The sequence below is a fragment of the Hymenobacter telluris genome, assembly GCF_017313265.1.
Classification (GTDB): Bacteria; Bacteroidota; Bacteroidia; order Cytophagales; family Hymenobacteraceae; genus Hymenobacter; species Hymenobacter telluris.
Genome location: NZ_JAFLQZ010000017.1, coordinates 14,137 through 36,173 on the forward strand (window position 1 = coordinate 14,137; position 22,037 = coordinate 36,173).

General features: G+C 57.3%; 23 protein-coding genes. 16 read left to right on the forward strand and 7 right to left on the reverse strand.

Going from position 1 to position 22,037, the window contains the following annotated elements; translation table 11 throughout:
* Positions 1 to 129: 129 nt before the first annotated feature.
* The gene (locus tag J0X19_RS19625) at positions 130 to 399 is read left to right on the forward strand and encodes a CDGSH iron-sulfur domain-containing protein (RefSeq protein WP_242583047.1); all 270 of its coding nucleotides are present in this window, start codon (positions 130 to 132) and stop codon (positions 397 to 399) included.
* Between the two features lie 87 nt (positions 400 to 486).
* On the opposite strand, the gene J0X19_RS19630 is transcribed toward J0X19_RS19625, so the two are convergent.
* Positions 487 to 747 carry an acyl-CoA-binding protein gene (locus J0X19_RS19630; RefSeq protein ID WP_206986132.1) on the reverse strand — a complete coding sequence of 87 codons (261 nt, stop codon included), beginning with the start codon at positions 745 to 747 and terminating at the stop codon, positions 487 to 489.
* 212 nt (positions 748 to 959) lie between these two features.
* Between J0X19_RS19630 and J0X19_RS19635 the strand changes: the two genes are divergently transcribed.
* The 3 genes from J0X19_RS19635 to J0X19_RS19645 all read left to right on the forward strand — a co-directional run bounded on the left by J0X19_RS19635 (position 960) and on the right by J0X19_RS19645 (position 3,685).
* Positions 960 to 2,255: a metal-dependent hydrolase family protein gene (locus J0X19_RS19635; RefSeq protein ID WP_206986133.1), complete on the forward strand. Its 1,296-nt coding sequence runs from the start codon at positions 960 to 962 to the stop codon at positions 2,253 to 2,255.
* A gap of 141 nt (positions 2,256 to 2,396) precedes the next feature.
* A complete protein-coding gene (locus tag J0X19_RS19640; protein WP_206986134.1) occupies positions 2,397 to 3,047 on the forward strand; it encodes a hypothetical protein in 651 nt (216 codons plus the stop codon).
* A 104-nt stretch (positions 3,048 to 3,151) separates the two neighbouring features.
* Positions 3,152 to 3,685, forward strand: coding sequence for a CinA family protein (locus tag J0X19_RS19645; RefSeq protein WP_206986135.1), 534 nt, complete (start codon positions 3,152 to 3,154; stop codon positions 3,683 to 3,685).
* Positions 3,686 to 3,790: 105 nt separating this feature from the next.
* On the opposite strand, the gene J0X19_RS19650 is transcribed toward J0X19_RS19645, so the two are convergent.
* Positions 3,791 to 4,828, reverse strand: coding sequence for a hypothetical protein (locus tag J0X19_RS19650; protein WP_206986136.1), 1,038 nt, complete (start codon positions 4,826 to 4,828; stop codon positions 3,791 to 3,793).
* A gap of 156 nt (positions 4,829 to 4,984) precedes the next feature.
* Here J0X19_RS19650 and J0X19_RS19655 point away from each other — a divergent pair, with 156 nt between their 5' ends.
* From J0X19_RS19655 to J0X19_RS19665, 3 genes are all read left to right on the forward strand, one after another.
* Positions 4,985 to 6,220, forward strand: coding sequence for a zinc dependent phospholipase C family protein (locus J0X19_RS19655; protein WP_206986137.1), 1,236 nt, complete (start codon positions 4,985 to 4,987; stop codon positions 6,218 to 6,220).
* A 303-nt stretch (positions 6,221 to 6,523) separates the two neighbouring features.
* The gene (locus J0X19_RS19660) at positions 6,524 to 7,429 is read left to right on the forward strand and encodes a manganese catalase family protein (protein WP_206986138.1); all 906 of its coding nucleotides are present in this window, start codon (positions 6,524 to 6,526) and stop codon (positions 7,427 to 7,429) included.
* A gap of 168 nt (positions 7,430 to 7,597) precedes the next feature.
* Positions 7,598 to 8,347, forward strand: coding sequence for a peptidylprolyl isomerase (locus J0X19_RS19665; protein WP_206986139.1), 750 nt, complete (start codon positions 7,598 to 7,600; stop codon positions 8,345 to 8,347).
* Positions 8,348 to 8,360: 13 nt separating this feature from the next.
* Here J0X19_RS19665 and J0X19_RS19670 read toward each other — a convergent pair whose 3' ends face one another.
* The 3 genes from J0X19_RS19670 to J0X19_RS19680 form a co-directional block, all read right to left on the reverse strand.
* Positions 8,361 to 8,726 carry a hypothetical protein gene (locus tag J0X19_RS19670; RefSeq protein WP_206986140.1) on the reverse strand — a complete coding sequence of 122 codons (366 nt, stop codon included), beginning with the start codon at positions 8,724 to 8,726 and terminating at the stop codon, positions 8,361 to 8,363.
* A gap of 94 nt (positions 8,727 to 8,820) precedes the next feature.
* The gene (locus J0X19_RS19675; RefSeq protein WP_206986141.1) at positions 8,821 to 9,411 is read right to left on the reverse strand and encodes an SMI1/KNR4 family protein; all 591 of its coding nucleotides are present in this window, start codon (positions 9,409 to 9,411) and stop codon (positions 8,821 to 8,823) included.
* 212 nt (positions 9,412 to 9,623) lie between these two features.
* Complete coding sequence (locus J0X19_RS19680; protein ID WP_242583050.1) at positions 9,624 to 11,756, reverse strand: M13 family metallopeptidase; 2,133 nt, start codon at positions 11,754 to 11,756, stop codon at positions 9,624 to 9,626.
* A 410-nt stretch (positions 11,757 to 12,166) separates the two neighbouring features.
* Between J0X19_RS19680 and J0X19_RS19685 the strand changes: the two genes are divergently transcribed.
* Both J0X19_RS19685 and J0X19_RS19690 read left to right on the forward strand, forming a co-directional pair.
* Positions 12,167 to 13,177, forward strand: a complete 1,011-nt coding sequence (locus tag J0X19_RS19685; RefSeq protein WP_206986142.1) for a GDP-mannose 4,6-dehydratase — start codon at positions 12,167 to 12,169, stop codon at positions 13,175 to 13,177.
* Between the two features lie 90 nt (positions 13,178 to 13,267).
* Complete coding sequence (locus J0X19_RS19690; RefSeq protein WP_206986143.1) at positions 13,268 to 14,968, forward strand: ArnT family glycosyltransferase; 1,701 nt, start codon at positions 13,268 to 13,270, stop codon at positions 14,966 to 14,968.
* A gap of 68 nt (positions 14,969 to 15,036) precedes the next feature.
* Here the strand turns inward: J0X19_RS19690 and J0X19_RS19695 are convergent, their stop codons facing one another.
* Positions 15,037 to 15,714, reverse strand: a complete 678-nt coding sequence (locus J0X19_RS19695) for a lipid-A-disaccharide synthase N-terminal domain-containing protein (RefSeq protein ID WP_206986144.1) — start codon at positions 15,712 to 15,714, stop codon at positions 15,037 to 15,039.
* Between the two features lie 259 nt (positions 15,715 to 15,973).
* A complete protein-coding gene (locus J0X19_RS19700; protein WP_206986145.1) occupies positions 15,974 to 16,729 on the reverse strand; it encodes a glycosyltransferase in 756 nt (251 codons plus the stop codon).
* 127 nt (positions 16,730 to 16,856) lie between these two features.
* Here J0X19_RS19700 and xseA point away from each other — a divergent pair, with 127 nt between their 5' ends.
* From xseA to J0X19_RS19735, 7 genes are all read left to right on the forward strand, one after another.
* Entirely contained in the window at positions 16,857 to 18,206 is a 1,350-nt protein-coding gene (gene xseA, locus J0X19_RS19705; protein WP_206986146.1) for an exodeoxyribonuclease VII large subunit, read from the forward strand.
* 83 nt (positions 18,207 to 18,289) lie between these two features.
* Positions 18,290 to 18,595 carry an exodeoxyribonuclease VII small subunit gene (gene xseB, locus J0X19_RS19710; protein WP_206986147.1) on the forward strand — a complete coding sequence of 102 codons (306 nt, stop codon included), beginning with the start codon at positions 18,290 to 18,292 and terminating at the stop codon, positions 18,593 to 18,595.
* A gap of 133 nt (positions 18,596 to 18,728) precedes the next feature.
* A complete protein-coding gene (locus tag J0X19_RS19715; protein WP_206986148.1) occupies positions 18,729 to 19,085 on the forward strand; it encodes a hypothetical protein in 357 nt (118 codons plus the stop codon).
* Positions 19,086 to 19,100: 15 nt separating this feature from the next.
* A complete protein-coding gene (locus J0X19_RS19720) occupies positions 19,101 to 19,802 on the forward strand; it encodes a hypothetical protein (protein WP_206986149.1) in 702 nt (233 codons plus the stop codon).
* A gap of 264 nt (positions 19,803 to 20,066) precedes the next feature.
* On the forward strand, positions 20,067 to 20,645 hold the full coding sequence (locus J0X19_RS19725; protein ID WP_206986150.1) for a hypothetical protein: 579 nt from the start codon (positions 20,067 to 20,069) through the stop codon (positions 20,643 to 20,645).
* A complete protein-coding gene (locus J0X19_RS19730; protein ID WP_206986151.1) occupies positions 20,638 to 21,456 on the forward strand; it encodes a sensor histidine kinase in 819 nt (272 codons plus the stop codon). The genes J0X19_RS19725 and J0X19_RS19730 overlap by 8 nt, the downstream gene beginning before the upstream one ends.
* A complete protein-coding gene (locus J0X19_RS19735) occupies positions 21,453 to 21,860 on the forward strand; it encodes a response regulator (protein ID WP_206986152.1) in 408 nt (135 codons plus the stop codon). Before J0X19_RS19730 ends, J0X19_RS19735 begins: the two co-directional genes overlap by 4 nt.
* Positions 21,861 to 22,037 lie beyond the last annotated feature (177 nt).

The window sequence follows — 22,037 nt, forward strand, 5'->3', positions numbered from 1 at the left end:
GTGAAGTGGTGAAATGGTGAAGTTGACGTTCTGGCGGCACGGCTCTGCGCCACTGGCGCGGTTCGAACATAAACTCACCACTTCGCAAATTCACAATTTCACCATTTTACCACCTCACCACTCACCATCATGTCTATCAAACTCACTGTTCTCAGCAATGGCTCCCTCCGCGTGGAGGGCACTGACATTGAACTAGTTGACGCCCAAGGCCAGCCGTATGGTTTGGGCGGGCGCGAGCGTATCAGCATCTGCCGCTGCGGCCTCTCCAACCAGAAACCCTTCTGCGACGGTTCGCACAAAGGCCATTTCGAGCACGCCGCCGTGGCCTTCGATTTGCCCACGCCCAAGCCTACTACCCCGCCCGTAGCGCCCCCAACCCCTGGCACCACGCTGGGCTAAGCTTGGTTCACTGAAAACGCAACAAGCCCCGGCTACCGCGCGGTAGCCGGGGCTTGTTGCGTTTTCCAGGAAGCCTGATAAGTCCGGCTATGCCTGCTGAAACAGGGAATTTACCAGGTCAACGTACTCCTGGCGGGCATCGTCGGCGCTTTTGCCTTTGAGGCTGCTCCAGGCATCATACTTGGCAATGGCTTTGAAATCGAAGCCGCCGGGCCGCTCACCGCTTACGTCGCCTTCGGCGGCTTGCTTGTAGAGGGAATACAGCTGGAGCAGCACCGTGTTGGATGGTTTGCTGGGGAGTTCTTTGCTGCGGGCGGCAGCGGCTTCAAATTCTTCGGGAGTGGCCATAGAGGGGTTGGATGAAGGAATGATTGGATGAATGAAGGTACACACAGCAATTAATTTTTAGGCTGCATGCCGACTATTCTTTATCTGAATTAGCTGGCTGGCCCCTTACGCCCACCCCAGCGCCTTGCTTGCCAACCAAGTGCTCCGCGGGACTTTGCCAGGAAACAGCTATATAGCACTGCGCTGGTACTTTCCAGCCCGTGACACCTGTTATGCTTCGGAAAACTCTATTCCTCTCGGCCTTTACGCTGATAGTTAGCACCTTATCCGCGCAGGCCCAGAAAACCTACGTACAGTGCGGCCGGCTGCTGGATATGCGCCAGGAGCGCGCTCAGCCCCAGTCGGAAATGACTGTGGTAGTGGAAAACGGCCGGGTGACTGCCGTACAGGCTGGCTACCAGACCGGCGGCCCCACCGACAAGGTTATCGACCTGAAAAACCGCACCGTGCTGCCCGGCCTCATCGACTGCCACGTGCACCTGGAAGGCGAAACCAGCAAAGACAACCAACTAAAAGGCTTCACCGAAAACCCGGCCGATGTGGCGTTTAATTCCCTTGACCATGCCCGCAAAACGCTGTTAGCCGGCTTCACTACGGTGCGTGACCTGGGCGGCTCAGGCGTGAATATTGCCTTGCGCAACGCCATCAACCGAGGACAGGTGGTGGGGCCGCGGGTGTTTACATCGGGCAAAACAATTTCCGGCACTGGCGGCCACGGCGACCCTACCAACGGCTACCGCCTCAGCCTGATGGGTGTGCCCGGCCCGGCCGACGGCGTTATCAACGGCCCCGACCAGGGCCGGCAGGCTGTGCGCGAGCAGTACAAGCGCGGTGCCGACCTCATCAAGATTGCCAGCACCGGCGGCGTGTTGAGCGTGGCCAAAGACGGCTCGGCACCCCAAATGAGCGAGGCCGAAATCAGGGCTGTAGTGGAAACGGCCCACGACTTGGGCTTGCGCGTGGCGTGCCACGCCCACGGTGCCGAGGGCATGAAACGGGCCGTGCGGGCGGGCGTCACCAGCATCGAGCACGGTACCCTCATGGACGACGAAACCATGCGCCTGATGGTGAAAAACGGCACGTGGTATGTGCCTACTATCACGGCGGGCAAGTCGGTGGCCGATTCGGCTAAGATACCGAACTACTACCCTCCGCTGGTAACGCCCAAGGCCCTGGCCATTGGGCCGAAGCTGCAAAGCACGTTTGCCCGGGCCTACAAAGCCAAGGTGAAGATTGCCTTCGGGACGGATGCGGCCGTGTACCGGCACGGCGTGAATGCGCTGGAGTTTCAGTACATGGTGGAAGCTGGTATGCCGGCCTACGCCGCGCTCCGCAGTGCCACTGTATCGGCGGCGGAATTGCTCGACCAAACCGCCAACCTTGGCACGCTGGAGCCAGGCAAGCTGGCTGATATAGTGGCCGTGGAAGGCGACCCAACCCAGGATATTAAGGTGATGCAGCAGGTGCGGTTCGTGATGAAGCAGGGCGTAGTATATCGGCAGGATTAGGTAATAAGCGGATTCAGGTGGGGCGCTGCATAAAGTAGGGGCAATAATTTAAATAGGCTATACAACGAAAAGCCACCCTCCTTTCTCTTTCTCGCACAATTTCATTTGCTACTCTGCCACCCATTCCTTTCCGGTTACTTTATGAAAGCCTCTACCCTGCTGCCCGCGCTGCTGCTGGCCGCCAGCCTACCTGCCGCTGCTCAAACAGAGCTGAACACGCAACCCGTTGCCCCGGCAGCCAACCCGCGCCCACTCCCCCTGGCCCGCCCCCTCGACCTGAGCAACTACCGGGTTTCCTCGTTGGGCATAGACCTGGGCTGGGGCGGACCCTACGGCGGCCTGGGCTTCAGCTACGCCCACCTGATTACGCCCAACATCGACCTGAATGCCGGCTTGGGCATTGGAATAGGCGGTAAAATCGGGTTTGGGGCGCGGTATTTTGTGAGCCCCGGCAGACGGGTTTCGCCGTACCTGGGGGCCAACATTTCCCGCAGCGGCCGGATCGACGACGTGAACATCACGCTGGACGAAGGCACACCTACCGAAGAAAAAGCCAATTACACCATGGCGCCTTCCGGCGTGCTGCACTTGCGCGGCGGCTTGCGTTGGCAACCGGGCCGGGTGGGGCTGCTGGGCACCGTGGGCTACGGCATCCGGTTTGCCGGCGACCCGGTGCTGTATGCCACAAATACGGGGTTGCCGCCGTCTGCCCGCATGCGCAACCTAGTGGACGCCTTGAGCCCCGGCGGCCTGGAAATTTCGCTGGGCATGAGCATTGGGTTGGGCCGCTAATACTCTGTTAATTATAGTCGAGCAGCGGAATACCAGCCGGCAACTCGGCTATAACTAGCAGGGGGCCAGCTTGCGTATAGGGAAGATTCCACTCGCTCTGTTCTATGAAACCATCTGACCTGAATACGCTTGTCAAGAAATTTCTGCAATACAAGCTCACGGTGGCCTTTGCCGAAAGCTGCACGGCCGGTTTGCTGGCTTCGGAATTTGTGAAAGCCCAAGGAAGCAGCGAAGTGCTACTGGGCTCCGTAGTTACGTACCACGCAATAGCCAAGCAGCGGCTGTTAGGCGTGAAAAAGAAAACCCTGGCCATGTACACCGCCGAAAGCCAGCAGGTAACCAACGAAATGGTAATGGGCCTGCACAAACATCTACCTACTGCCGATGTGTGCGTAGCCGTAACGGGCCTGTGCGCGGGCGGCGCCTCCGAATCCGACGAAAAGCCGGTGGGCACTATGTACTTCACCATCCTGCACGAAAACCGCGCTAAAGAGATGCGTCAGGAGTTCGAGGGCAACTGCGACACAGTACGCCAGCTGGCCGTTGATTTCATTTTCGACCATCTAAACGAATTGCTCGACCACTACGCCGAACAGCACGCCAACGACGCCATCGTAACCAAGCTAGCGCAGAACTAGTGGTGAAATGGTGAGATAGTGAGGTGGTGAGTTTGACGTTCTAAGCGCGCTGATTGCGCAGTCCAAACAATAAACTCACCACCTCACTATCTCACCATTTCACCACTAGTCCAGCTTGTTGGGCAGGTCCAGTACCAGCTTTAGGTTTTGGCGCACCAAGTCGCCCATGCTGTGGCAGCGGTTGAAGGCGGTGGTTTGGTGGTGGGTGTTCAGCTCCTGCTTGAGCTGGGCTATTTTTTCGGGCGGAGCTAGGTCGTCGCGGCGCATGCAGTCCATGAGGGCCTTGAGGCGGTACCGCTCCAGGCGTACCCGGCGCAGCATGAGCACCCGCTCCTCGGTTTGGTATTGCCGGATGGCTTCGGCTTTCAGAAAGCGGCTGCACATCTGAATTACGGCCAAGTTGTCCTTGAAATACTGGGGCAGATACATCGTTTTGCGGCCCTCGTAGCTCTGCTGGTCGAAGTCGATGGCGCGCACGCGGTATTGCTCGGCGTCGAAATCAGGCGTCACCACAATCACGTAGTTGTAGGAGCGCATATCTCCCAGCAAGCGGGCAAAGCACCGCTCATTGAATTTCACAAACTCCTTGGCAATGCGCACTTGGTTGAACTGCATCTGCGGAATCCGGGTCCGGATGAAGTCGTCGCCGGGAATGCCGGCAATGTGCTCCTCAATCAGCGTGTCGCCACTCACCAGGTAGCTGATGCGGTTGGGCGACAGCAGGTGCTCCAGTTCCAGCCCGTAGATGCGCGAAGCATCGGCGGTTTTCACGTAGAAGTAGTCGTAGTTGTCGTTGAGGCGGTTGATGATGCGTACCCGAAACGGATTGGAGTTGCCGAAGCGGCAGTAGTCAATCCGGTCGGCCAGCAGGTGGTCGGTGAACGACAGGTCGCCGTCGGTTTTCAGCAGCGCGTACACCTGGGCCAGTCCTTCGCTTAGCTCCACTAAGGTTTGGGGCTCATAGAACACGGTTTCCCAGAGCGTATCATTCCCCTGCCTATCAAGGAGCGGAAATGCGCCGCTGAAGCGGGTCAGGTCGCGGTAGCTGATCGGCAGCCGGGTTTCCCGGTCGTACTGGTGCAGGTACTCGCGCAGCGCCGGCTGAATGGCGTAGTGCAGCTTTTTGCGGGAAATAAGCGCCATGAGGTGAAATGGTGAGGTGGTGAAATGGTGAGTTTAACGTTCTATCCGCACAATTTGCGCAAGTGGCGCGGCGAGAACCGCAAACTCACTATTTCACCAGCTCACCATTTCACCGCTTAACTTTAAGCGTCTATCCACGGGCTCTGTCATTATACCATGAAAAAACCGTTTATTTTCTTCCTGTGCCTGGGCCTGCTGCTGCCGTTTACGTCGCCGGGCTGGGGCTTTTTCGCGCACCGTACTATTGCGCAGATATCAGTATACGCGCTGCCGTCCAATTTGCAGCCGTTCTACTTTCGGCATCTCAAGGAAATCGTGAAGCTGTCTACGGCTCCCGATGAGCGGCGCGACTCCGACCCCAAGGAAGCCACCAAGCATTTCATCGACATGGACCACTACGGCGACGACCCGTTTGGGCTCATGCCCAAAACCTGGGATAAGGCCGAAGCCAAGTACACCGCCGATACCCTGCGCAAGTACGGCACGGTGCCGTGGGAAATCATGGAAGTGAAAGAAAACCTGACGGCGGCCTTCAAAGCGCGCGACACCGTGGCCATTGTGCGCCTTTCCGCCGATTTGTGCCACTACATTGCCGATGCCTTCGTGCCGCTGCACACCACCGTCAACTACGATGGGCAGCTGAGCAACCAGCAGGGTATCCACTCGCTGTGGGAGTCGAAGCTACCCGAGCACAACATTGCCAAATACAAGCTGGATTCGGAATCGGCGAGCTACGTGAAAGACCCGCAGGCCGCCATCTGGCAGGTAGTTCAGAAGTCGTATGGCTTCCTGGGCGCCACTTTCGACCTGGAAGAGAAGGCCTCACGCGGCTTCAAAACCGAAACCAAGTATGTGTTTTCGCACAAATATGGTAAAACCCGCCGCTCCTATTCCGATGCGTTTGCCGATGCCTACCACAAGGAAGTGGGCGGCATGGTGGCTTACCAGCTGAAGCAGGCCCCTACAATGGTGGCCTCTATGTGGCTCACGGCCTGGCGCGACGCCGGCAGTCCCAACCTCACCGAAATGCTAGCCAGCAAGCCCAGCAAAGAGGAAAAAGAACTGCTGAGCAGCCAGCTGAAAGTGTGGAAAGACAACGAACTGGTGCCGCAGCAGATGCTACTGGCCCTCAACAAGCAGGAAGCCGCCGCCAAAACCGACCAAATTAACTCGGCGGTGGATGCCCCCGCACCCGTATTGGAAACCACCTCACCTACCGAAGCAACCCCGTCGGCCTCGCCCATCCCGGGTGCGCCAGCCGTGAAAGGTGCCGAAAAGGTGAAAGTCAAAGTGAAAACCGACGAAGGCAATACCAAGCAAAAGGAGAAACCCAAGAAGCCCGCCAAGAAAAAGGACGACGGCTGGGGTTCCCCATCCAACTCGGGCTGGTAGCTGGATAAAGCACCAAAAAGCGTCGCTCATGTAGATGAGCGACGCTTTTTTTATGCATTTCCTCTACGCACAGCGCAAGCAGCCACGAAAGGGCAGGATTCTATACAAATTGGTTGATTTTGTCCCACACACTGCTCATATCATTGAAAATCAAATTATTATAAAATAGGCTTAGCTATATCATTACAACTTCGACGACCAAGCTCGACATAACGCGCAAGTAGCCTGAGCGTACAGCCTCAGTACCCTTGCTGACGTGACGTCGACAAGGCATCTCGCCCTTTCACCTTTACCTTCTGAGCTATGATTTTGCGCTATGACCGGCTGGCTGTTGAGCTGCCCAAACCCAAAAACCCTTCGCCAAATGATGCTGCTGCCATTCAGGAGCTATTAGGTGGTAAGTACGGAGAGATGTCGACGCTGATGAACTACACGTTCCAGTCGTTCAATTTCCGGGGGCGTAACCGGTTGCGGCCGTTCTACGACCTTACGTGTAGCATTGCGGCCGAAGAATACAGCCATATCGAGGCCGTGTCGTACGCCATCAATCTGCTGCTCACGGGCCAAACGGTGCGGGGCAAAGACCCGGTACCGGCCCCTCTGGCCGACGCCAAAGATGCGCGCAACAGCTACCACTTCCTGAGCAGCGCCCAAGCTGCCCTACCCGTCGATTCGATGGGCAACCCCTGGACTGGCCACAACGTGCACGCCAGTGGCAACCTGAAACTGGATTTGCTGCATAACTTCTTTCTGGAATGTGGTGCCCGTGCCAACAAGATGCGAGTGTACGAAATGGTATCGGACCCGTGCGCGCGCGCCATGGTGGGCTATTTGCTGGTACGCGGCGGCTTGCACGTGGTAGCGTACGCCAAGGCGCTGGAGCATCTCACGGGCGTGGAAGTAACCAAATTGGTGCCCGTACCAGAGCTGAGCAACGACGCCTTCCCGGAAGCTAAAAAGCTCCAAGATGAGCAAAAGCTGCACCTCAAGCTCTACACCTTCAGCAAAGAAGACTACAAGCAGGCCGGCATTATCTGGAATGGTACTCACCCCGAGGATGGTCAGCCGTTGGAAGTGATTCACGGCGGGTTCGAGGGCGTGCCGTACCCCGATTTGGAGGAAGAGCCCCAGCTCAACTCGCCTGGTGCCGACGACTACGACCCACAGATGTTTGCCGACATTGCCAAGAAATTAGGCATCAAGCTGTAAGTAAGTTTAGTATTGAGTAGGTAGAAAGCAACTCCATCCTACTACTCAATACTCACTACTACCTACTCAATACTAAATTACTGGATACTATGGTTGAGGTGGCTGCCGCGAGGTGGCCACCTCTTGCGTTTTTCGGCTAGCTTGCACCGCGTACTACCGTTTTTGCCTATGCGCTTCGTTGCTTCCCAGTTTCCGCTTGCCTTCTCCCTGTTGCTACTAGCGGCGTGCAACCGCCAGCAGCCCGCCGACGACACCGTGGCGCCCACGCCCTCAGCGGAGCGCAATGTACCGGGCCCCAGCCTAACCGCCATAGCTGACAGCAATGCGGCCCGGCTGCTGCTCCCCTATGGCAAGCAGTATCCGGCGTCGGAGGTGATAGTGCATACCCGCCTCGGCGACATCCGGGTGAAACTCTACGACGACACCCCCATTCACAAGGCCAATTTTTTGCTCTTGTCCCGCCGCGGTGTGTTCGATGAAACCGTATTTAACCGGGTGGTGAAAGGCTTTGCCGTGCAGGGTGGCGCCTCCGACCACCGCACTATTAAGCTGGCCCGCTACCGCCTGCCCCCCGAAATCCGGCCGCAGCACTTCCATAAGCGTGGCGCCCTCGGCATGGCCCGCTACGACGATGACGAAAACCCCGGCCAACTGTCCTCAAACACCGATTTCTACTTTGTGCAGGGCCAAACCATGACGTCCGCCCAAAGCCAGGCCATGGCGGGCCGCGCCCTCACCCCTGCCCAGCAGCGCACCTACGCCACCGTGGGCGGCGTGCCGTCGTTGGATGGCAAGTACACGGTGTTCGGCGAAGTGATAGAGGGCCTCGATGTGGTAGATAAAATAGCCAACGAGCCCGTAGACCCCTACAAATGGCCGAAGAAGGACGTGGATATCAAGATAGAAATAGTGAAGTAACGATAAACGCAAACTACGGGCGGCGCACCTGAATCAGCTTGCTTTTGGTGACGTCGCCGGGCTGCTCGTTTAGTAGTTCGGTTAGTTCGGCGCGGGTGTAGGCTATGGTTTTGGGCAGTGGCTCGAAGGCTAGCTGGCGTAGGTCAGCGTCGGCCGTGGGCGAATCCTGGCGGGCGGGGTGCAGGTAGGCGCTGTCGGACGTGACGCGGTAGAGGTGGTAGAAAAAGTAGCGCGTTTCGGTGGTACCAGCTGGCTGAAACTGCACCACGTACACGTCCCCGGTTTTGGGGTTGGCTACCTTTTCCTGCACTGTCTCCTCGGAACAGGCGCTTAAAAGCGGTAAGAGCAGCAAGCAGAGGCAACGGATACTAGCAGGCATTGGCGTAGCGAAGATGGTTGGGGGTTGGCTGGCAAGATAAGCCCACCAGCGGCTATTGGCAGGCGGAGGCTTGCTTGAACTACTCTCCGCTCTACTAATCAGGCACGTTTGAATCTTGCTGGTCAGCCACCAAACTATACATCATGGCAGCAAAAGAAGGATACAGCACCTGCTTCGGCACTGGTTCGGAGTGCAACAACTCATGGTCAATCATAACAACCGGACAGTCATGGTCTTCCTTGTTTTGGCTGTTTGCATCAAAGCACACAATTCCCCAATCCGAATAATCGGCGAAGTAGATAAGTCCTTGTTCTATCAGCTTAGATGGGTCCCAGGCATCGAAATAACGAGCAAGCAATTTTGCTTTCCACTCATAGATGCCATGCCTGAAGAAGTTGATTTCCTGTTGCGGCCATAAATCGTAAAAGTGCTTGTAATGCAGAAACTCCTTGTATAAATCAGGATACCGCAACTTCGTTTTAGCTTCTAATTCTGTTATATCCGAGTCAGTAACCGTGCTCGGCACCGGTTTCCACGGCAGCCAATCATCCTCCGACGTTCCAGTTTCGTCCTGCATTTCCAAGGGCATGTTGGCATAGGGCAAACGCATCAAATCAACGTCACGCAGCTTCTGTAGCGCCACATCCACAAACTGATGAACTACACGGATATCTGTCGGAGTCATTCAGTTTCTGTTTTAGTGGAAAGTGTATGGGGCAAAGTAATAAAGACGTACAAAGGCAACACGGTATTCAGTAGAATAGCGTTTCGCCGGTTTGCTGTTGACCAATTTAGCGGCACCTAGCACACTACGTCCGATAATACAAAAAAGGCGGCCCGCGCATTGCGAGCCGCCTTTTCAACAATTCATTAATCAGCTATTCTGCCATTCAAACTCTACCAAATCTTGGCGCGGTCGGTTTGGGCGCGCACCATTTTGGCGTCTTCCTTACAGCCGAAGGCCTCGTAGAACTGGGGCATATTCATGAGCGGGCCGTTGGTGCGGAACTGCGCCGGGGAATGCGGGTCGGTCATTACCTGCTGGCGCAGGTACTCAGGCCGGGCGTTGGTGCGCCACACCTGTGCCCAGCTCAGGAAGAAGCGCTGGTCGGGCGTGAGGCCGTCGTATTTGGGGTAGTTGCCATCAGGATACTGCTTTTTCAACTGCTTGTGCAGGGCCGAATACGCAATGTTGAGGCCACCCAGGTCGGCCAGGTTTTCGCCCATGGTCAGCTTGCCGTTCACGTACACCGAGTCCAGCGGCGAGAAGGCCGAATACTGCTTGCCCACCATGTCGGCGCGCTGCGTGAATTTGTCGGCGTCTTCCTTGGTCCACCAGTCTTTCAAGTTGCCTTCCGAGTCGTACTGCCGGCCCTGGTCGTCGAAACCGTGGGTGATTTCGTGGCCGATAACGGCGCCCATACCACCGTAGTTCACAGCGTCATCAGCTTTGGGGTCGAAGAACGGAGGCTGCATGATACCAGCCGGGAACACAATTTCGTTCATCGGCGGGTTGTAGTAGGCATTCACCGTGGGCGGGGTCATGCCCCACTCGTTGCGGTCAATCGGCTTGCCCAGCTTGCTGTAGTTGTCCAGCGTGGCCCATTTGCGAGCCGCCAGCGTGTTTTGCAGGTACGATTCGCGTGAGATGGTCAGGGCCGAATAATCTTTCCACTTATCGGGGTAGCCGATTTTCACCGTGAAGGCGTTCAGCTTCTTGAGGGCCTCCTTTTTGGTGGCTTCGCTCATCCAATCCACTTTTTGAATGTGGTCGGCCATAGCCTCACGGATGTTGGCCACCATTTCCAGCGCCTTGGCTTTGGTTTCGGGCGTAAAGGCCTTGTCCACGTACAGCTGGCCGAAGGCTTCTCCCAGCGCCCCATCAGTAGCGCGGTTCATGCGCTTCCAGCGGGGCTGCTGCTGCTTGGCGCCGCTCAGCACCTGCGAGAAACGGAAGGCTTCGTCGCCGTAGGCTTTCGGCAGCGCCGACGTCACCGACGACACCATGTGCCAGCGCAAATAGGTTTTTAGGTCGGTCAGGGGCTCCTGCTTCAGCATGGCGCTTTCCTCTTTGAAGAAAGCCGGCTGTCCCACAATCACCTCTTTGGCGGCTCCGAGCTTCATGGCCTGCAACGCCGTGGGCAGTCCCAGGTTCGGGAACTGCTTGTTGGCTTCGGCCACGGTCATTTTGTTGTAGTTGGCGTACGGGTCGCGCAGGTCTACGCGGCTCTTGCTGGCTTTGGCCAACCGGGTTTCCAAGCGCACTACAGTAGCAGCGTTTTTAGCAGCTACGGCAGGCGCGTCGCCCAACATCTTGAAAGTGTTGGTCAGGTACGTAACGTACGCCGTGCGGATAGCTTTCGAACGGGCGTCGTCCTTGAGGTAGTAGTCCCGGTCGGGCAACGAAAGGCCACCCTGGCCCATCTGGAAGGCATATTGCGTGCTGTTCTTTTCGTCCTGGCCCACATAGGCGTTGAAGAAAGCGCCAGTGCCAGTCAGTTGCTGCCGTACGATTTCCGCTTGTAGTGCTTTCAGGTCTTTGATGCCCTGAATCCGGTCTAGCTCGGGCTTCAGATACTTCAGGCCGGCCTGCTCGATGGCCACGGTGTCCATGGCTGAGGCATAGAAGTCGCCTACTTTCTGGGCATTGGTGCCTTTAGTGGCCGAGGTGTTGGCGGCAGCTTCCTGCAAAATCTGCCGCATGACGGCGTTGTTCTTGTCGCTCAGCTCATTGAACGAGCCCCAGCGGACTTCGGCGGCCGGAATCGGGTTGTTCTTGTACCAATTGCCGGAAGCGTACTGGTTGAAATCCTGACACGGCGAAGCCGACGCGTCGATGTTCGTCAGGTTCAGGCCGGTGCCTTTCGGAGCGGAGGCTTCCGCCGGAGCCGACGTGTTACCGGTAGCCGACATATCTGGCTTGATGGAGGTAGCAGCCGGGCGCGCTTTCGGGCCGCTGGTGGAGCAGGCCGCCAGCGTCAGGCCCGTGAGAGCCACGGCGGCCAGCGTCATGCTGTTGCGTTTCTTCATGGAAATTGAAATTGGTGTGTTCAATGGGTTTCGGTGGCGAAATATACAGGCGAAATACTGCGCAAAGCTTGCTTTCGGCATAAGGCAGCATCCGCACCGTAGGTTTCGGTCCGCGCATCACAGACAACGCCAGCAAAACAAAGGTTGCGCTACTCACCGTTTATGCTATACTTTTCCTATACTATTTTCCAGGCATAATACCAGCTACAACCAAGCGCTGCTTTGTTCGAGGAATGCCAAAATACAGCCTTATTTATAGCCGGGGTGTAGCTGCACTAAGTGCCCGTTGCAACAACTCTTCTTCTAATCCTGTTCTAATGATGCTCTAATGCTATTCTAATCTATTGCTACCTTGTGCGCCCGAACTGGTTTTCGGAGCGTTTCCTGGTTGCTTATTTCGGCTACTCTGCATGCCTACTGCCCTCGTTACCGGCTGTGCCGGCTTTATCGGCTCCCACCTCTGTGAACGACTGCTGGCCGACGGCTACCGCGTAGTGGGCCTGGACAACTTCGACCCGTTCTACGACCGGAAACTCAAGCAGACCAATCTGGCGGGCTCCCTCCACCACCCGAACTTTGCGTTTCATGAGCTGGACCTGCAAGCTGGTGCGGCGGCCCTTACGACCATGCTGGCCTCCGAGCAGGTGGATGTGGTGGTGCATTTGGCGGCGAAGGCCGGGGTAGGTCCGTCGGTGAAAGAGCCAGCTGCGTATTTGGAAGTCAACGTACTGGCCACCGTGCAGCTACTGGAGTGGATGCGGCTGACAGGCGTGAAGAACTTGTTTTTTGCCTCGTCGTCGTCGGTGTACGGTAATACCACCGAGGTGCCTTTCCGGGAGGATATGAACCTGCTTTCGACGTGCATTTCGCCGTACGCGGCTTCCAAGCTGAGCGCCGAGCAGTACACCTACACCTACCACCACCTGTATCAACTGAACGTGCTGAATGCGCGGTTCTTCACCGTGTATGGCCCCCGCCAGCGCCCCGACCTCGCCATTCATAAGTTTGCGCGCCTGCTGCTGGCCGGCCAGCCCATCCCGATGTACGGCGACGGTAGCACTGCCCGCGACTACACCTTCGTGGCCGATACCGTGGATGGCATTGCGCGCGGCGTGGCGTATCTGCTCACGCACCCCGGCACTTACCAAACCATCAACCTCGGCAACAGCAGCCCCGTCAGGCTCCGCGACCTGATAGCCGCCGTGGGCGAGGCCGTGGGCGTGGAGCCCGTGCTGGACCTGAAACCCATGCAAGCCGGCGACGTGGAAGTAACTTACGCCGACATCAGCAAGGCTCGGCAGTTGCTTGGCTACGCGCCCCAAACCGCACTACCGGAGGGCTTGCGGCAGTTTGTGCAGTGGCTACAGGCGCAGGAAGCAGCTCCGGTTTTGCAGCCGCTGGCTTCTGCGCAGTCCTCGTAGCGGCCGGCTACTTGTAGTATCCGCCAAGGCTGGCTGGTGCCGCCCTGGCCGCTTTGCTTTCCGGTAATTTCCAGAACCCGACCCTTCGTAATGCCTTCATCTACTGCCTCTCCCTGGCTGCGGCCGCTCACTGTGCTGTTCGTTTGCTTTTTCAGCTGCTTCGTGCATTTGGGGGCACCCGAGGTCAACCTGATGGAAGCGCGCAACTTCACAGCGGCCCGCGAAATGGTGGCTGGCGGCTCCTGGCTGATTCCGACTATGAACGGCGCTCTACGGGTAGCCAAACCCCCGCTGCCTACCTGGGCCGTGGCGGCGGTGGAACTGGTAACGGGCCCTACCCAAAACCCCGGCATTCTGCGGTTGCCCGCGGCCTGCATGACTACGCTGCTGGTGTTTTTCTTCTGGGGACTGGCCCGCACCCTTGTCCGCAACGTGCCCGGCGAAACCGAAGACCCTGGCCGCACGGCCTGGCTAGCCACGCTGGTGTTGGCGAGCAGCCTGCTGGTTATTACCGTGGGCCGCGAAGGGCACTGGGACATCTTTGCTAATAGTTTGCTAGTGGGCGCTTTGTGGGCACTGGCTCGTGGCTGGTTTGCCGCTGGAGCGGGCTGGGGCTGGTTTACGCTGAGTGGCTTGCTGCTGGGTGCCTCTATGCTTAGCAAAGGGCCGGTGGCGCCATACGCTGTGCTGCTGCCCTTTCTGGCGAGTTTCGGCGTAACGCGGTTTTATCCGGAGCGTGGCCCTTTGCGCCCGCGCCGTTTCCAGCTGCTGCTGGCCTTGGTTTTGGGGTTGGCGGTAGGCACGGCCTGGCCAATCTACCTATCGGTGCAACACACGGTAGCGCCAGCCGCAATGGCCGTGGCCCGCGTGGAAGTTACGTCCTGGGCCGAGCGGCACGTGCAACCGTTCTGGGACTACTGGAATTTCCCGGTTTTCACCGGCATCTGGACCCCGGTGGCCTTGGTGGTGCTGGCGGTGCCGTTTGCCCGCAACCGGGCCGGCCGCTACGTGCCATACCGGGCGGCGCTGGCCTGGTTGCTGCTAGCGTTTCTGCTGCTGAGCTTGGTTCCCGAGAAAAAAGAACGGTATCTGCTGCCCCTGATGCCGCCGCTGGCCTTGCTAATTGGCGGCTTGCTGCGGCACTTGGAAACCGTGATGCGCCAGCAAGTCCGCCCGCACCTGGATGCCAGGCTGGTGCGCATTTGGGCAGGGCTACTGGCTGTGGCGTGCTGCCTGTTTCCGGTGGTATTGATTTTTATGAAGCTGCCTCCCTACGGGCCGGGCTCGGTACCGTTTGCCGTTACGCTGGTGGCGTTTCTGCTGCTGGCCGTGGCTATTGTACGCTGGGGCTTCCGGCAATACCAGGTGCCCGTGCTGATGGCCAGTTCCATTACCGCTATGGCGCTGCTACTTTCCGTGCTGGCCCCCGCCTATCCGCTCTGGACCAACCGCAAAGCCGACCCTGGCTTGCGCCACATCCAGGAGCTGCGCCAAAACCCGGTGCTGGCTTCACTGCCCTGGTACACCCTTGAGGAGCTGCACGTTAAGCGCATTTGGGATGCCGGCCGGGCCACTCCCCTCTGGCCCCGCACTCCTGATTCGGTGCTGGTGAAGCCGCGTGGGCCGGTGGCGCTGCTTTCCGGTTCCATTCCAGCCTCCACCTTCAAGAAGCTACCGCTGGCCTGGCGCCACCAGGTACGCCTGCAAGTGGTAGACAGCTTCTACCTCGACCGGCGCCGTAAAGACGGCCGCTGGCTTGTTACGCTCATTACGCCCATTGAGGCAGAATAGCAGCGTATTTAGCAACTGTGTTTCCTGGTTTTCTGCCCTGCCAGCTCGACTTCAAGGGTTGAACCTGCTTAATCGGGCCGGGTTGGCTGGATTTCGGGGATCTGCTCCTCGCTTTTCTCTTCGCGCCGCATCAGCACGATATTGCGGGCGTACACCACCGTTCCAAACACATTGCCCACGATAAGCACGACATCAATGGGGCGGCGCAGGAGGGCGTAGGCCAGAATCAGGATGGAGCCCACGAAGCTCACCAGCCAGAACCCCAGCGGCAGCACCGACTCGCCTTTGCGCTCGGAATACAGCCACTGATACACGAAGCGCATCAGGAAAATAGCCTGCCCGATGGCGCCCAGCGCCAGCACACCGCTCGGGATGCTGTGGCTGAGCATGGCTTGCAAGCTAAAATGCTGATTGCCTACCACAAACCACGCCAGCGTAGCTAGCGGAAACACGTACGCCCCTAATCGGAACAGGCCGTGCAGCTTGCGCCATTCGCCCAGCAGCTGCAGGTTGCGGATGTAGATGCCGTAGCTGATGAGCTGAGCTCCCAGTATTACCGGGTCGTGGCGCAGCATGCCGTAAATTATCATCAGAAACGACGAAATCAGGCTGATTTGCCAGAACAGCGTGGGTACCAATACGCGTTTGGCCCGCTCACTCTGCACCCATTGCAGCACAATCCGGCTGCTGAACAACAGCTGCGACGTCAGCCCAATACCCAGGGCAACCTGCTCTATCTTTATCAATTAAAAATTATCAATTAAAAATTAAAAGATTGAAGCTGTTTTAGGAAGCTATGCAAAATCGAGAAAGAACGTCATGCTGAGCGCAGCCGAAGCATCTCTACCGCTTCGTTGAGTAACCCGAACGAAGCGGTAGAGATGCTTCGGCAAGCGGACGCTAGATCAAGCAGGACCGTCGAACAACTTCCTAAACAGCTTCATTAAGTATTCCGGCCGGTTTCGAAGGTCAGAATACACTTGCTCATCCGTGAGATTTTAATTTTCAATTCTTGATTTTTAACTGACTCTGCTCCCCGATTTCGTAGTTTTTCCAGCGGCTCCGAATCCAGCGGAAGCCGAACGTATCCACGAGCGGCTTCCAGGCGCGGTTCCAGAGGTTGTACTTAGCGGTGCCCGCAAACCGGGGGAAGTGCTGCACCGGCAGCTGCTTCACGCGCCCGCCTTGCAGCTGCACCAACGCGCCCAAAAAGCGGTGCATGCCGTGGAACAGCGGAATCCGGCGGGCGTACTCAATCTTGATGATTTTCAGTGGGCAGCCCGTGTCTTCAATCCCGTCGTTGATGAGCGTGCGGCGCACCGTATTGGCAATCTTCGACGACATTTTTTTCACGAACGTGTCCTGCCGCTTGGCCCGGATACCGTTCACCATGTCGTACTCGGGCAAGAACTCGAAGAACTTCAGGAAGTCGAGCGGCGAGGTTTGAATATCGGAATCAATGTAGCCCACTAAGGTGCTGCGGCAGTAGTCGAAGCCCGCTTTAATGGCCGTGCTCAGGCCCTTGTTTTCGCTCAGGCTGATGAACTCGTAGCGGGTATCCTGCCGGCAAATATCGCGCAGCAACGCCAGAGAGCCGTCTTTCGAGCCGTCGTTCACGAACAGTACCGTGGTAGGCAGCGGCGACTGGTCGAGGAACTTGTTCATCTCCACCACAAACTGCGGCAGGCTTTCTTCTTCGTCGTACACGGGCACGAGCACCGTGAAAGTTTGCTGAGCGAGAAACGCGGCGGGCTTGGTCATAGGGCGGCAAAGGTAACAGGTGTTTTCAGTGCGGCAGTACGTATGCGTTAGCAGAAAGGCTATTAGCTGCTCCTACCCGCCGCCAAACCGCTATTCAGCCCGTAACACCTGTTACCTTTGCAGTTCTATGCCCCTCTACAACCGCCGCCCCGAACCGGGCCTTTCCGCTGCCTTACCGCCCGTAGCCCTGCCGCTGGCCGAGCTGCTGCTGCGCGTGAAGCAGAGCCTGAGTGAGCGGTTTGCCGACTCGTACTGGGTGGTAGCCGAAATTGCCGACCTCACCCTGCCGCGCTTCGATGGCGCCCATTGCTACCTCACCCTCACCGACCAGCACCAAACCAGCCGCGGCGCCCAAATGAAGGCCCAGGCCCGCGCCACCATCTGGAGCCAGCGCTACCAGCAGCTTGCCCCCGTATTCGAGGAGCACACCGGCCAGGAGCTGCGGCCGGGCCTGAAAATCATGCTGCGGGTGCAGGTGAAGTTTCATGAACAGTACGGGCTGAGCCTGGATGTAGTCGCCATCGACCCAACCTATACGGTGGGGGAGCTGGCCCGGCAGCGCCTGGAAACCCTGCGCAAGCTCACCGAGAAAGGCCTGCTGGACCGGCAGCGGGCTTTATCACTGCCCCTGGCTCCGCAGCGGCTGGCTATCATCTCCTCTCCCACGGCGGCGGGCTTCCAGGATTTTGTGCGGCAGCTGGAAGAATCGGCGTATGCGTTTTCGTTGGCGCTGTTTCCGGCCAGCATGCAAGGCGACGACTCGCCGGGCAGCATTCGGGCGGCGCTAGATGCCATTCGGGGTCAGCGGCAGCGTTTTGATGCGGTAGTCATCATCCGGGGCGGGGGCTCGAAAACCGATTTGCTGGCTTTCGATGACTACGGGCTGGCGGCAGCTATTGGCGCGTTTCCGCTGCCCATCCTCACCGGTATTGGGCACGAGCGGGACGAAGCCGTAGTGGACCTCACGGCGCACCTGGCCCTGAAAACGCCCACGGCCGTAGCGGCCTTCCTCGCCGACCGTCTGGCCCGCCTCGACGCGGTATTTGATGGCTACGCCGGCCGCATTCGGGAGTTGGCCGTGCAGCAGGTGCAGGATGCCGCCAGCCACCTCGACCGGCTGGCTCACCAGGCCCACCTTGCCGCGCAAGCCTGCCTGGAGGACCACCGCAATACGCTGCGCCAACGCGTGCGGGCCACCGCACCCCTGGCCCGTGCCCGGCTCCGGCAGCAGGAGGCACAGCTCAGCCAGCAGCGCCACGCCCTGCAACGCGCCGCGCACCACGCCGCCGCCGGCCAGCAGCGCCGGCTAGTGAGCTTGGGTATTACGATGGCACGCCGCTTCCGCCGCCTGCACCGGAAACGGCGGGAGCAGCTGTTGCACCGCCGCTACCAGCTCCAGCTGGCTGCCGAGCGCCTGCTACACCGGGCCGAAGTCCGGCTGCTGGAAATGGCAAGCAGCAAAATAGAGAAGCCGTAAACTGGCCCATCTTCTCCCGCGCTTCCAGAAACACTCCACCTGGTTTACTGCTTTCGCCGTTCACCATTTCATCTCCTCACCGCATGGAAACCACTTACCGCGACGCTATTGCTGAACTCGAAACTATTCTTCGGGCCTTGGAAACTGATACCGTAGATGTAGATGAGCTGACGGCCCGCGTGCAGCGCTCGGCCCAGCTGATTCGGTTGTGTAAGCAGAAGCTGCGCACCGCCGAAGACGCCATCGACCGGGTGTTTGAAAACCTGGACCAAGACGAGGACGACTCTTTAGCCGACGACGAACCGGGCATTCAGGCTCCTGCTCCGGCACCCGCCCCCAAACGGGCCAGCCGTACGCCGCGTGATACCGGCGGCGGCCTGCTATTCTGATGCCTCAACCGGCCAACCGGCAGTGGTAGTGTAAGGCCTGAAGGTACAATGCAATGTAGTTTGCTATATATTTGAATTCCGCAATTAACCAGCGGATTCGAATCTAGTCTTTCACATTGTATTGCTCATTGCCATGGAGCCCGACTTTACCGACACGCTGTCCGACAACCTTGAGAGAAAACCCCGAGCCACCGTTGGCGCTCAGATTTCGATGCAGGAGGCTATTGATTGGACCAAGACGTACCAGGCAGACCATAAAGGCCAGCTAAAGGCCGTTTACTTCAGCGCCGATGTGTTTCAAACGCTGCTCAAGCAATACGGTGCCGATGGTATCCGCATCTACAACGCCACCGACGACCAAGGCAAAGACTGCTTTGTGCTGGTAGGTGCCACCGCAACCGGCGACCTGACCGAAGGACAGGCACTTGTTTATGATAAAGGGCAATCGTGTCCGGATACGTGCGCAGTTAGTCCGTTGAATCATAGCTAAGAGGGCGGCAGAATAATGAACCATAATTCTGCATTCTTCATTTTTCAATCCGTCCTTAGCTACAGCTCGCAGCTTGCCTTGCTGGTACCGCTATGGATTGGCTATCAGCGCCGGCACTTACTGAAACCCGAGCATAAGGCCGTGTTCTGGTGCTGCGTGATGTGGGCTATTCTGACAGTAGTAGGCGAGATTCTGTTTGCCGCCAAACGCCATAATCTCTTCGTTTGGAATATAGTTACTGTGTTAGAAACCCTGCTACTAGGCTATGCTTTTTATCTGGCCCTAAATTCCAGAATAATACGCTCATTTATTCGCATAGCCGCCGGACTGTTTATAGTTACGGCTACTGCTGATTTTTTCTTTATCAGCGGCTTAGAGGCCACCACTATATATACAGTGGCCCTGGAAAGCATATTACTCATCACCGTTGTTCTGCTATACTTTGAGCGTTCATTACACGAACTCCGCACCACTCCGCTGGAACAACATCCAATGTTTGTAATTGGAATAGGAGTAATAGTTTATTTTGCTGGAACAACAATGGTGTTTCTGCTCAAAGACTCAGTACGTGGAATTCAAATGGTGATGATGATGATGGTTAATTCCGTGCTGAGCTTTGTACTGAATCTTGTTATTGCTCGTGCCTTTTGGCTCGTTGGCAGAAAACCCGTTAGCTTACTACCGCACTTATCTACCCATACAGCAGAAGTAGCTTAGCTTAGCAAGTAACAGAGTGGTTGCTCATCACCGAAACCCTTCTGAAGTGGTAGTTAAAGAATTATCTTCTTCATAGATACTGCTTCATACGCTTCTCTACGCAAACAGTACCTTTGCTTGGCCCTATCATAGACAGGGCGCTGTTTGATGGCATTTCCACCCTGGATAATCACGCTAGCCGACTACCTAGAACATGGCACCAACTTATTGGTGCTGGCTCCATTAGCAACAGCAGGGCTCCGGTGGCCTCATCTGACGCAGCCATTGCGCCTGCTGGTAGGGGGGCTGGTTATCACGGCCGCGTTGGTTTCTTATGCCACCTTGGGGCACCCCACCCCCGCTGTCGAAAGTTTGCTTTGGCACATTTATACCATCGTACAAACTTTGTTTTTTGGGGGTATTTACGCGTTGGCTTTTCAGCAGCAACGGCAGCGGCAGTTGGTACAGCTGGTGCTGCTATGCTTTTTGGCTTTTGCCCTGCTTGATTGGGCTTGGCTGGAGCAGGGCACTTCCATGCATGCCTATACCCACAGTGTACAGAGCCTACTGCTTATTGGATTAAGTGGACTGTATTTGCGGCAGTTAGCTCAACAAATGCCCGTACTGCACCTCGAAAATCATTCGTTGTTTCTGGTGAGTTCGGGGATAGTGATGTATTTTTCGGGTACCATATTACTGTACGTATTTGCGGGCCACTTTATAAGTGCTTCCGATGCTATGGGTGCGCACGCGGTTTCGCTGCTGATGTCTGTAGTAAATTTGGTTCAGTTAGGGTTATTTACCTTGGCATTCTACCACGCCTCTCAGCCATCTTTGCTATCGTCGGCTCGCACTCATGAATAATTGGCTGGTTCCTGTACTGCTGGCAACGCCGGTGCTGCTGCTGCTTGCCTTGGGCATTGTGGCCTTCGTGCTGCGCTACCAACGGCGGCTGCTCCGGCAGCAGGAACAAATCCGGCAGGTGCGCGAAATGGCTCAGCAACAGGCCCTTGAAGCCGCCCTGCTGGCGCAGGAAGACGAACGCCGCCGCATTGCCGCCGACCTGCACGACGGTGTAGGCACCACGCTGGCCATTGTGAAGCTGCACCTGAGCACGCTGGGGCATCCGGCGCTCACGCAAGAAGCCAGCGCCTTGCTCGACCAGGCCATTACCGAGGTTCGCCGCATTTCGCGTAACCTATTGCCGGCCGCCCTTCAGAAATTTGGGTTACCCTTCGCCCTCGATGCCCTGGCCCGTACCGTGCCAACGGATGGCCCCACCCGCCTGAACCTAGAGCAGCGCGGCCAACCCCGCCGCCTCGATCCGCACTACGAGCTGATTGTATACCGGATGGTGCAAGAACTACTCGGTAACGGCCTGCGCCACGCCCATGCCGATAAAATTGACATAATCGTGGATTTCGGAGCCGACACGCTTTCCTTACATTACACCGATAACGGCATCGGCTTCGATACTTCCAAAATAGATACCCAGCCCCTCACTGGCGCCCGCACCGGCCACGGCCTAACCAACCTGCATAGCCGCGTGAAGGTGCTGCTTGGGACGCTCCGCTACCAGTCGGAATTAGGAGCGGGCAGCCAGTTCTGGATTTCTTTGCCTGTACCGTATATTACTGCTTCTCAAGTACCTGCTCTTACTACCCCCCTACTATGACACCTGCAACAATTCGTTTGGCCGTAGTTGACGACCACATTTTATTCCGAAAGGGACTGCGCGCCCTCATCAGCGGTTTTCCCGGCATGGAAGTGCTCTTTGAAGCCGGCGACGGCGAAGAATTGCTTCAGCGCCTCGACCAAGGCAACCTGCCCGAAGTAATTCTGATGGACTTACAAATGCCCAACCTCGACGGCCTGCAAACCGTGCGCCTGCTCCGCGCGCAGTATCCGCGCATCCGGGTGATCATCATTTCCATGCACGACGAGCCAGAGCTGATTGAGAACCTGAAAGTGGAAGGCGCCCACGGCTACCTGCTCAAAAACGCCAGCCCCGAGGAAGTACGCGGCGCTATTCTGGCCGCCGCTGCTACCCACGAATCTCGCACTGTCCTGACGGTTTAGTTAGGACAGATATAGGACAGATAAGCAAAGCTGTTTAGCAGGCTTGAAGTTGTTGCATTAGCTCAGCACATTGGCCCCAGAACTTGTACTGCTACACTCCTTACTATCAGTAGTACGCTCACATTCTATAGCTGCCCAAGCTACCGCTACCTACATGCCCCTCATGTAGACATACTT

Bases quoted from the DNA above. Each gene is read 5' to 3' on its own strand.
- J0X19_RS19625 (WP_242583047.1), top strand. From the start codon at position 130: ATGTCTATCAAACTCACTGTTCTCAGCAATGGCTCCCTCCGCGTGGAG.
- J0X19_RS19630 (WP_206986132.1), bottom strand. From the start codon at position 747: ATGGCCACTCCCGAAGAATTTGAAGCCGCTGCCGCCCGCAGCAAAGAA.
- J0X19_RS19635 (WP_206986133.1), top strand. From the start codon at position 960: ATGCTTCGGAAAACTCTATTCCTCTCGGCCTTTACGCTGATAGTTAGC.
- J0X19_RS19640 (WP_206986134.1), top strand. From the start codon at position 2,397: ATGAAAGCCTCTACCCTGCTGCCCGCGCTGCTGCTGGCCGCCAGCCTA.
- J0X19_RS19645 (WP_206986135.1), top strand. From the start codon at position 3,152: ATGAAACCATCTGACCTGAATACGCTTGTCAAGAAATTTCTGCAATAC.
- J0X19_RS19650 (WP_206986136.1), bottom strand. From the start codon at position 4,828: ATGGCGCTTATTTCCCGCAAAAAGCTGCACTACGCCATTCAGCCGGCG.
- J0X19_RS19655 (WP_206986137.1), top strand. From the start codon at position 4,985: ATGAAAAAACCGTTTATTTTCTTCCTGTGCCTGGGCCTGCTGCTGCCG.
- J0X19_RS19660 (WP_206986138.1), top strand. From the start codon at position 6,524: ATGATTTTGCGCTATGACCGGCTGGCTGTTGAGCTGCCCAAACCCAAA.
- J0X19_RS19665 (WP_206986139.1), top strand. From the start codon at position 7,598: ATGCGCTTCGTTGCTTCCCAGTTTCCGCTTGCCTTCTCCCTGTTGCTA.
- J0X19_RS19670 (WP_206986140.1), bottom strand. From the start codon at position 8,726: ATGCCTGCTAGTATCCGTTGCCTCTGCTTGCTGCTCTTACCGCTTTTA.
- J0X19_RS19675 (WP_206986141.1), bottom strand. From the start codon at position 9,411: ATGACTCCGACAGATATCCGTGTAGTTCATCAGTTTGTGGATGTGGCG.
- J0X19_RS19680 (WP_242583050.1), bottom strand. From the start codon at position 11,756: ATGAAGAAACGCAACAGCATGACGCTGGCCGCCGTGGCTCTCACGGGC.
- J0X19_RS19685 (WP_206986142.1), top strand. From the start codon at position 12,167: ATGCCTACTGCCCTCGTTACCGGCTGTGCCGGCTTTATCGGCTCCCAC.
- J0X19_RS19690 (WP_206986143.1), top strand. From the start codon at position 13,268: ATGCCTTCATCTACTGCCTCTCCCTGGCTGCGGCCGCTCACTGTGCTG.
- J0X19_RS19700 (WP_206986145.1), bottom strand. From the start codon at position 16,729: ATGACCAAGCCCGCCGCGTTTCTCGCTCAGCAAACTTTCACGGTGCTC.
- xseA (WP_206986146.1), top strand. From the start codon at position 16,857: ATGCCCCTCTACAACCGCCGCCCCGAACCGGGCCTTTCCGCTGCCTTA.
- xseB (WP_206986147.1), top strand. From the start codon at position 18,290: ATGGAAACCACTTACCGCGACGCTATTGCTGAACTCGAAACTATTCTT.
- J0X19_RS19715 (WP_206986148.1), top strand. From the start codon at position 18,729: ATGGAGCCCGACTTTACCGACACGCTGTCCGACAACCTTGAGAGAAAA.
- J0X19_RS19720 (WP_206986149.1), top strand. From the start codon at position 19,101: ATGAACCATAATTCTGCATTCTTCATTTTTCAATCCGTCCTTAGCTAC.
- J0X19_RS19730 (WP_206986151.1), top strand. From the start codon at position 20,638: ATGAATAATTGGCTGGTTCCTGTACTGCTGGCAACGCCGGTGCTGCTG.
- J0X19_RS19735 (WP_206986152.1), top strand. From the start codon at position 21,453: ATGACACCTGCAACAATTCGTTTGGCCGTAGTTGACGACCACATTTTA.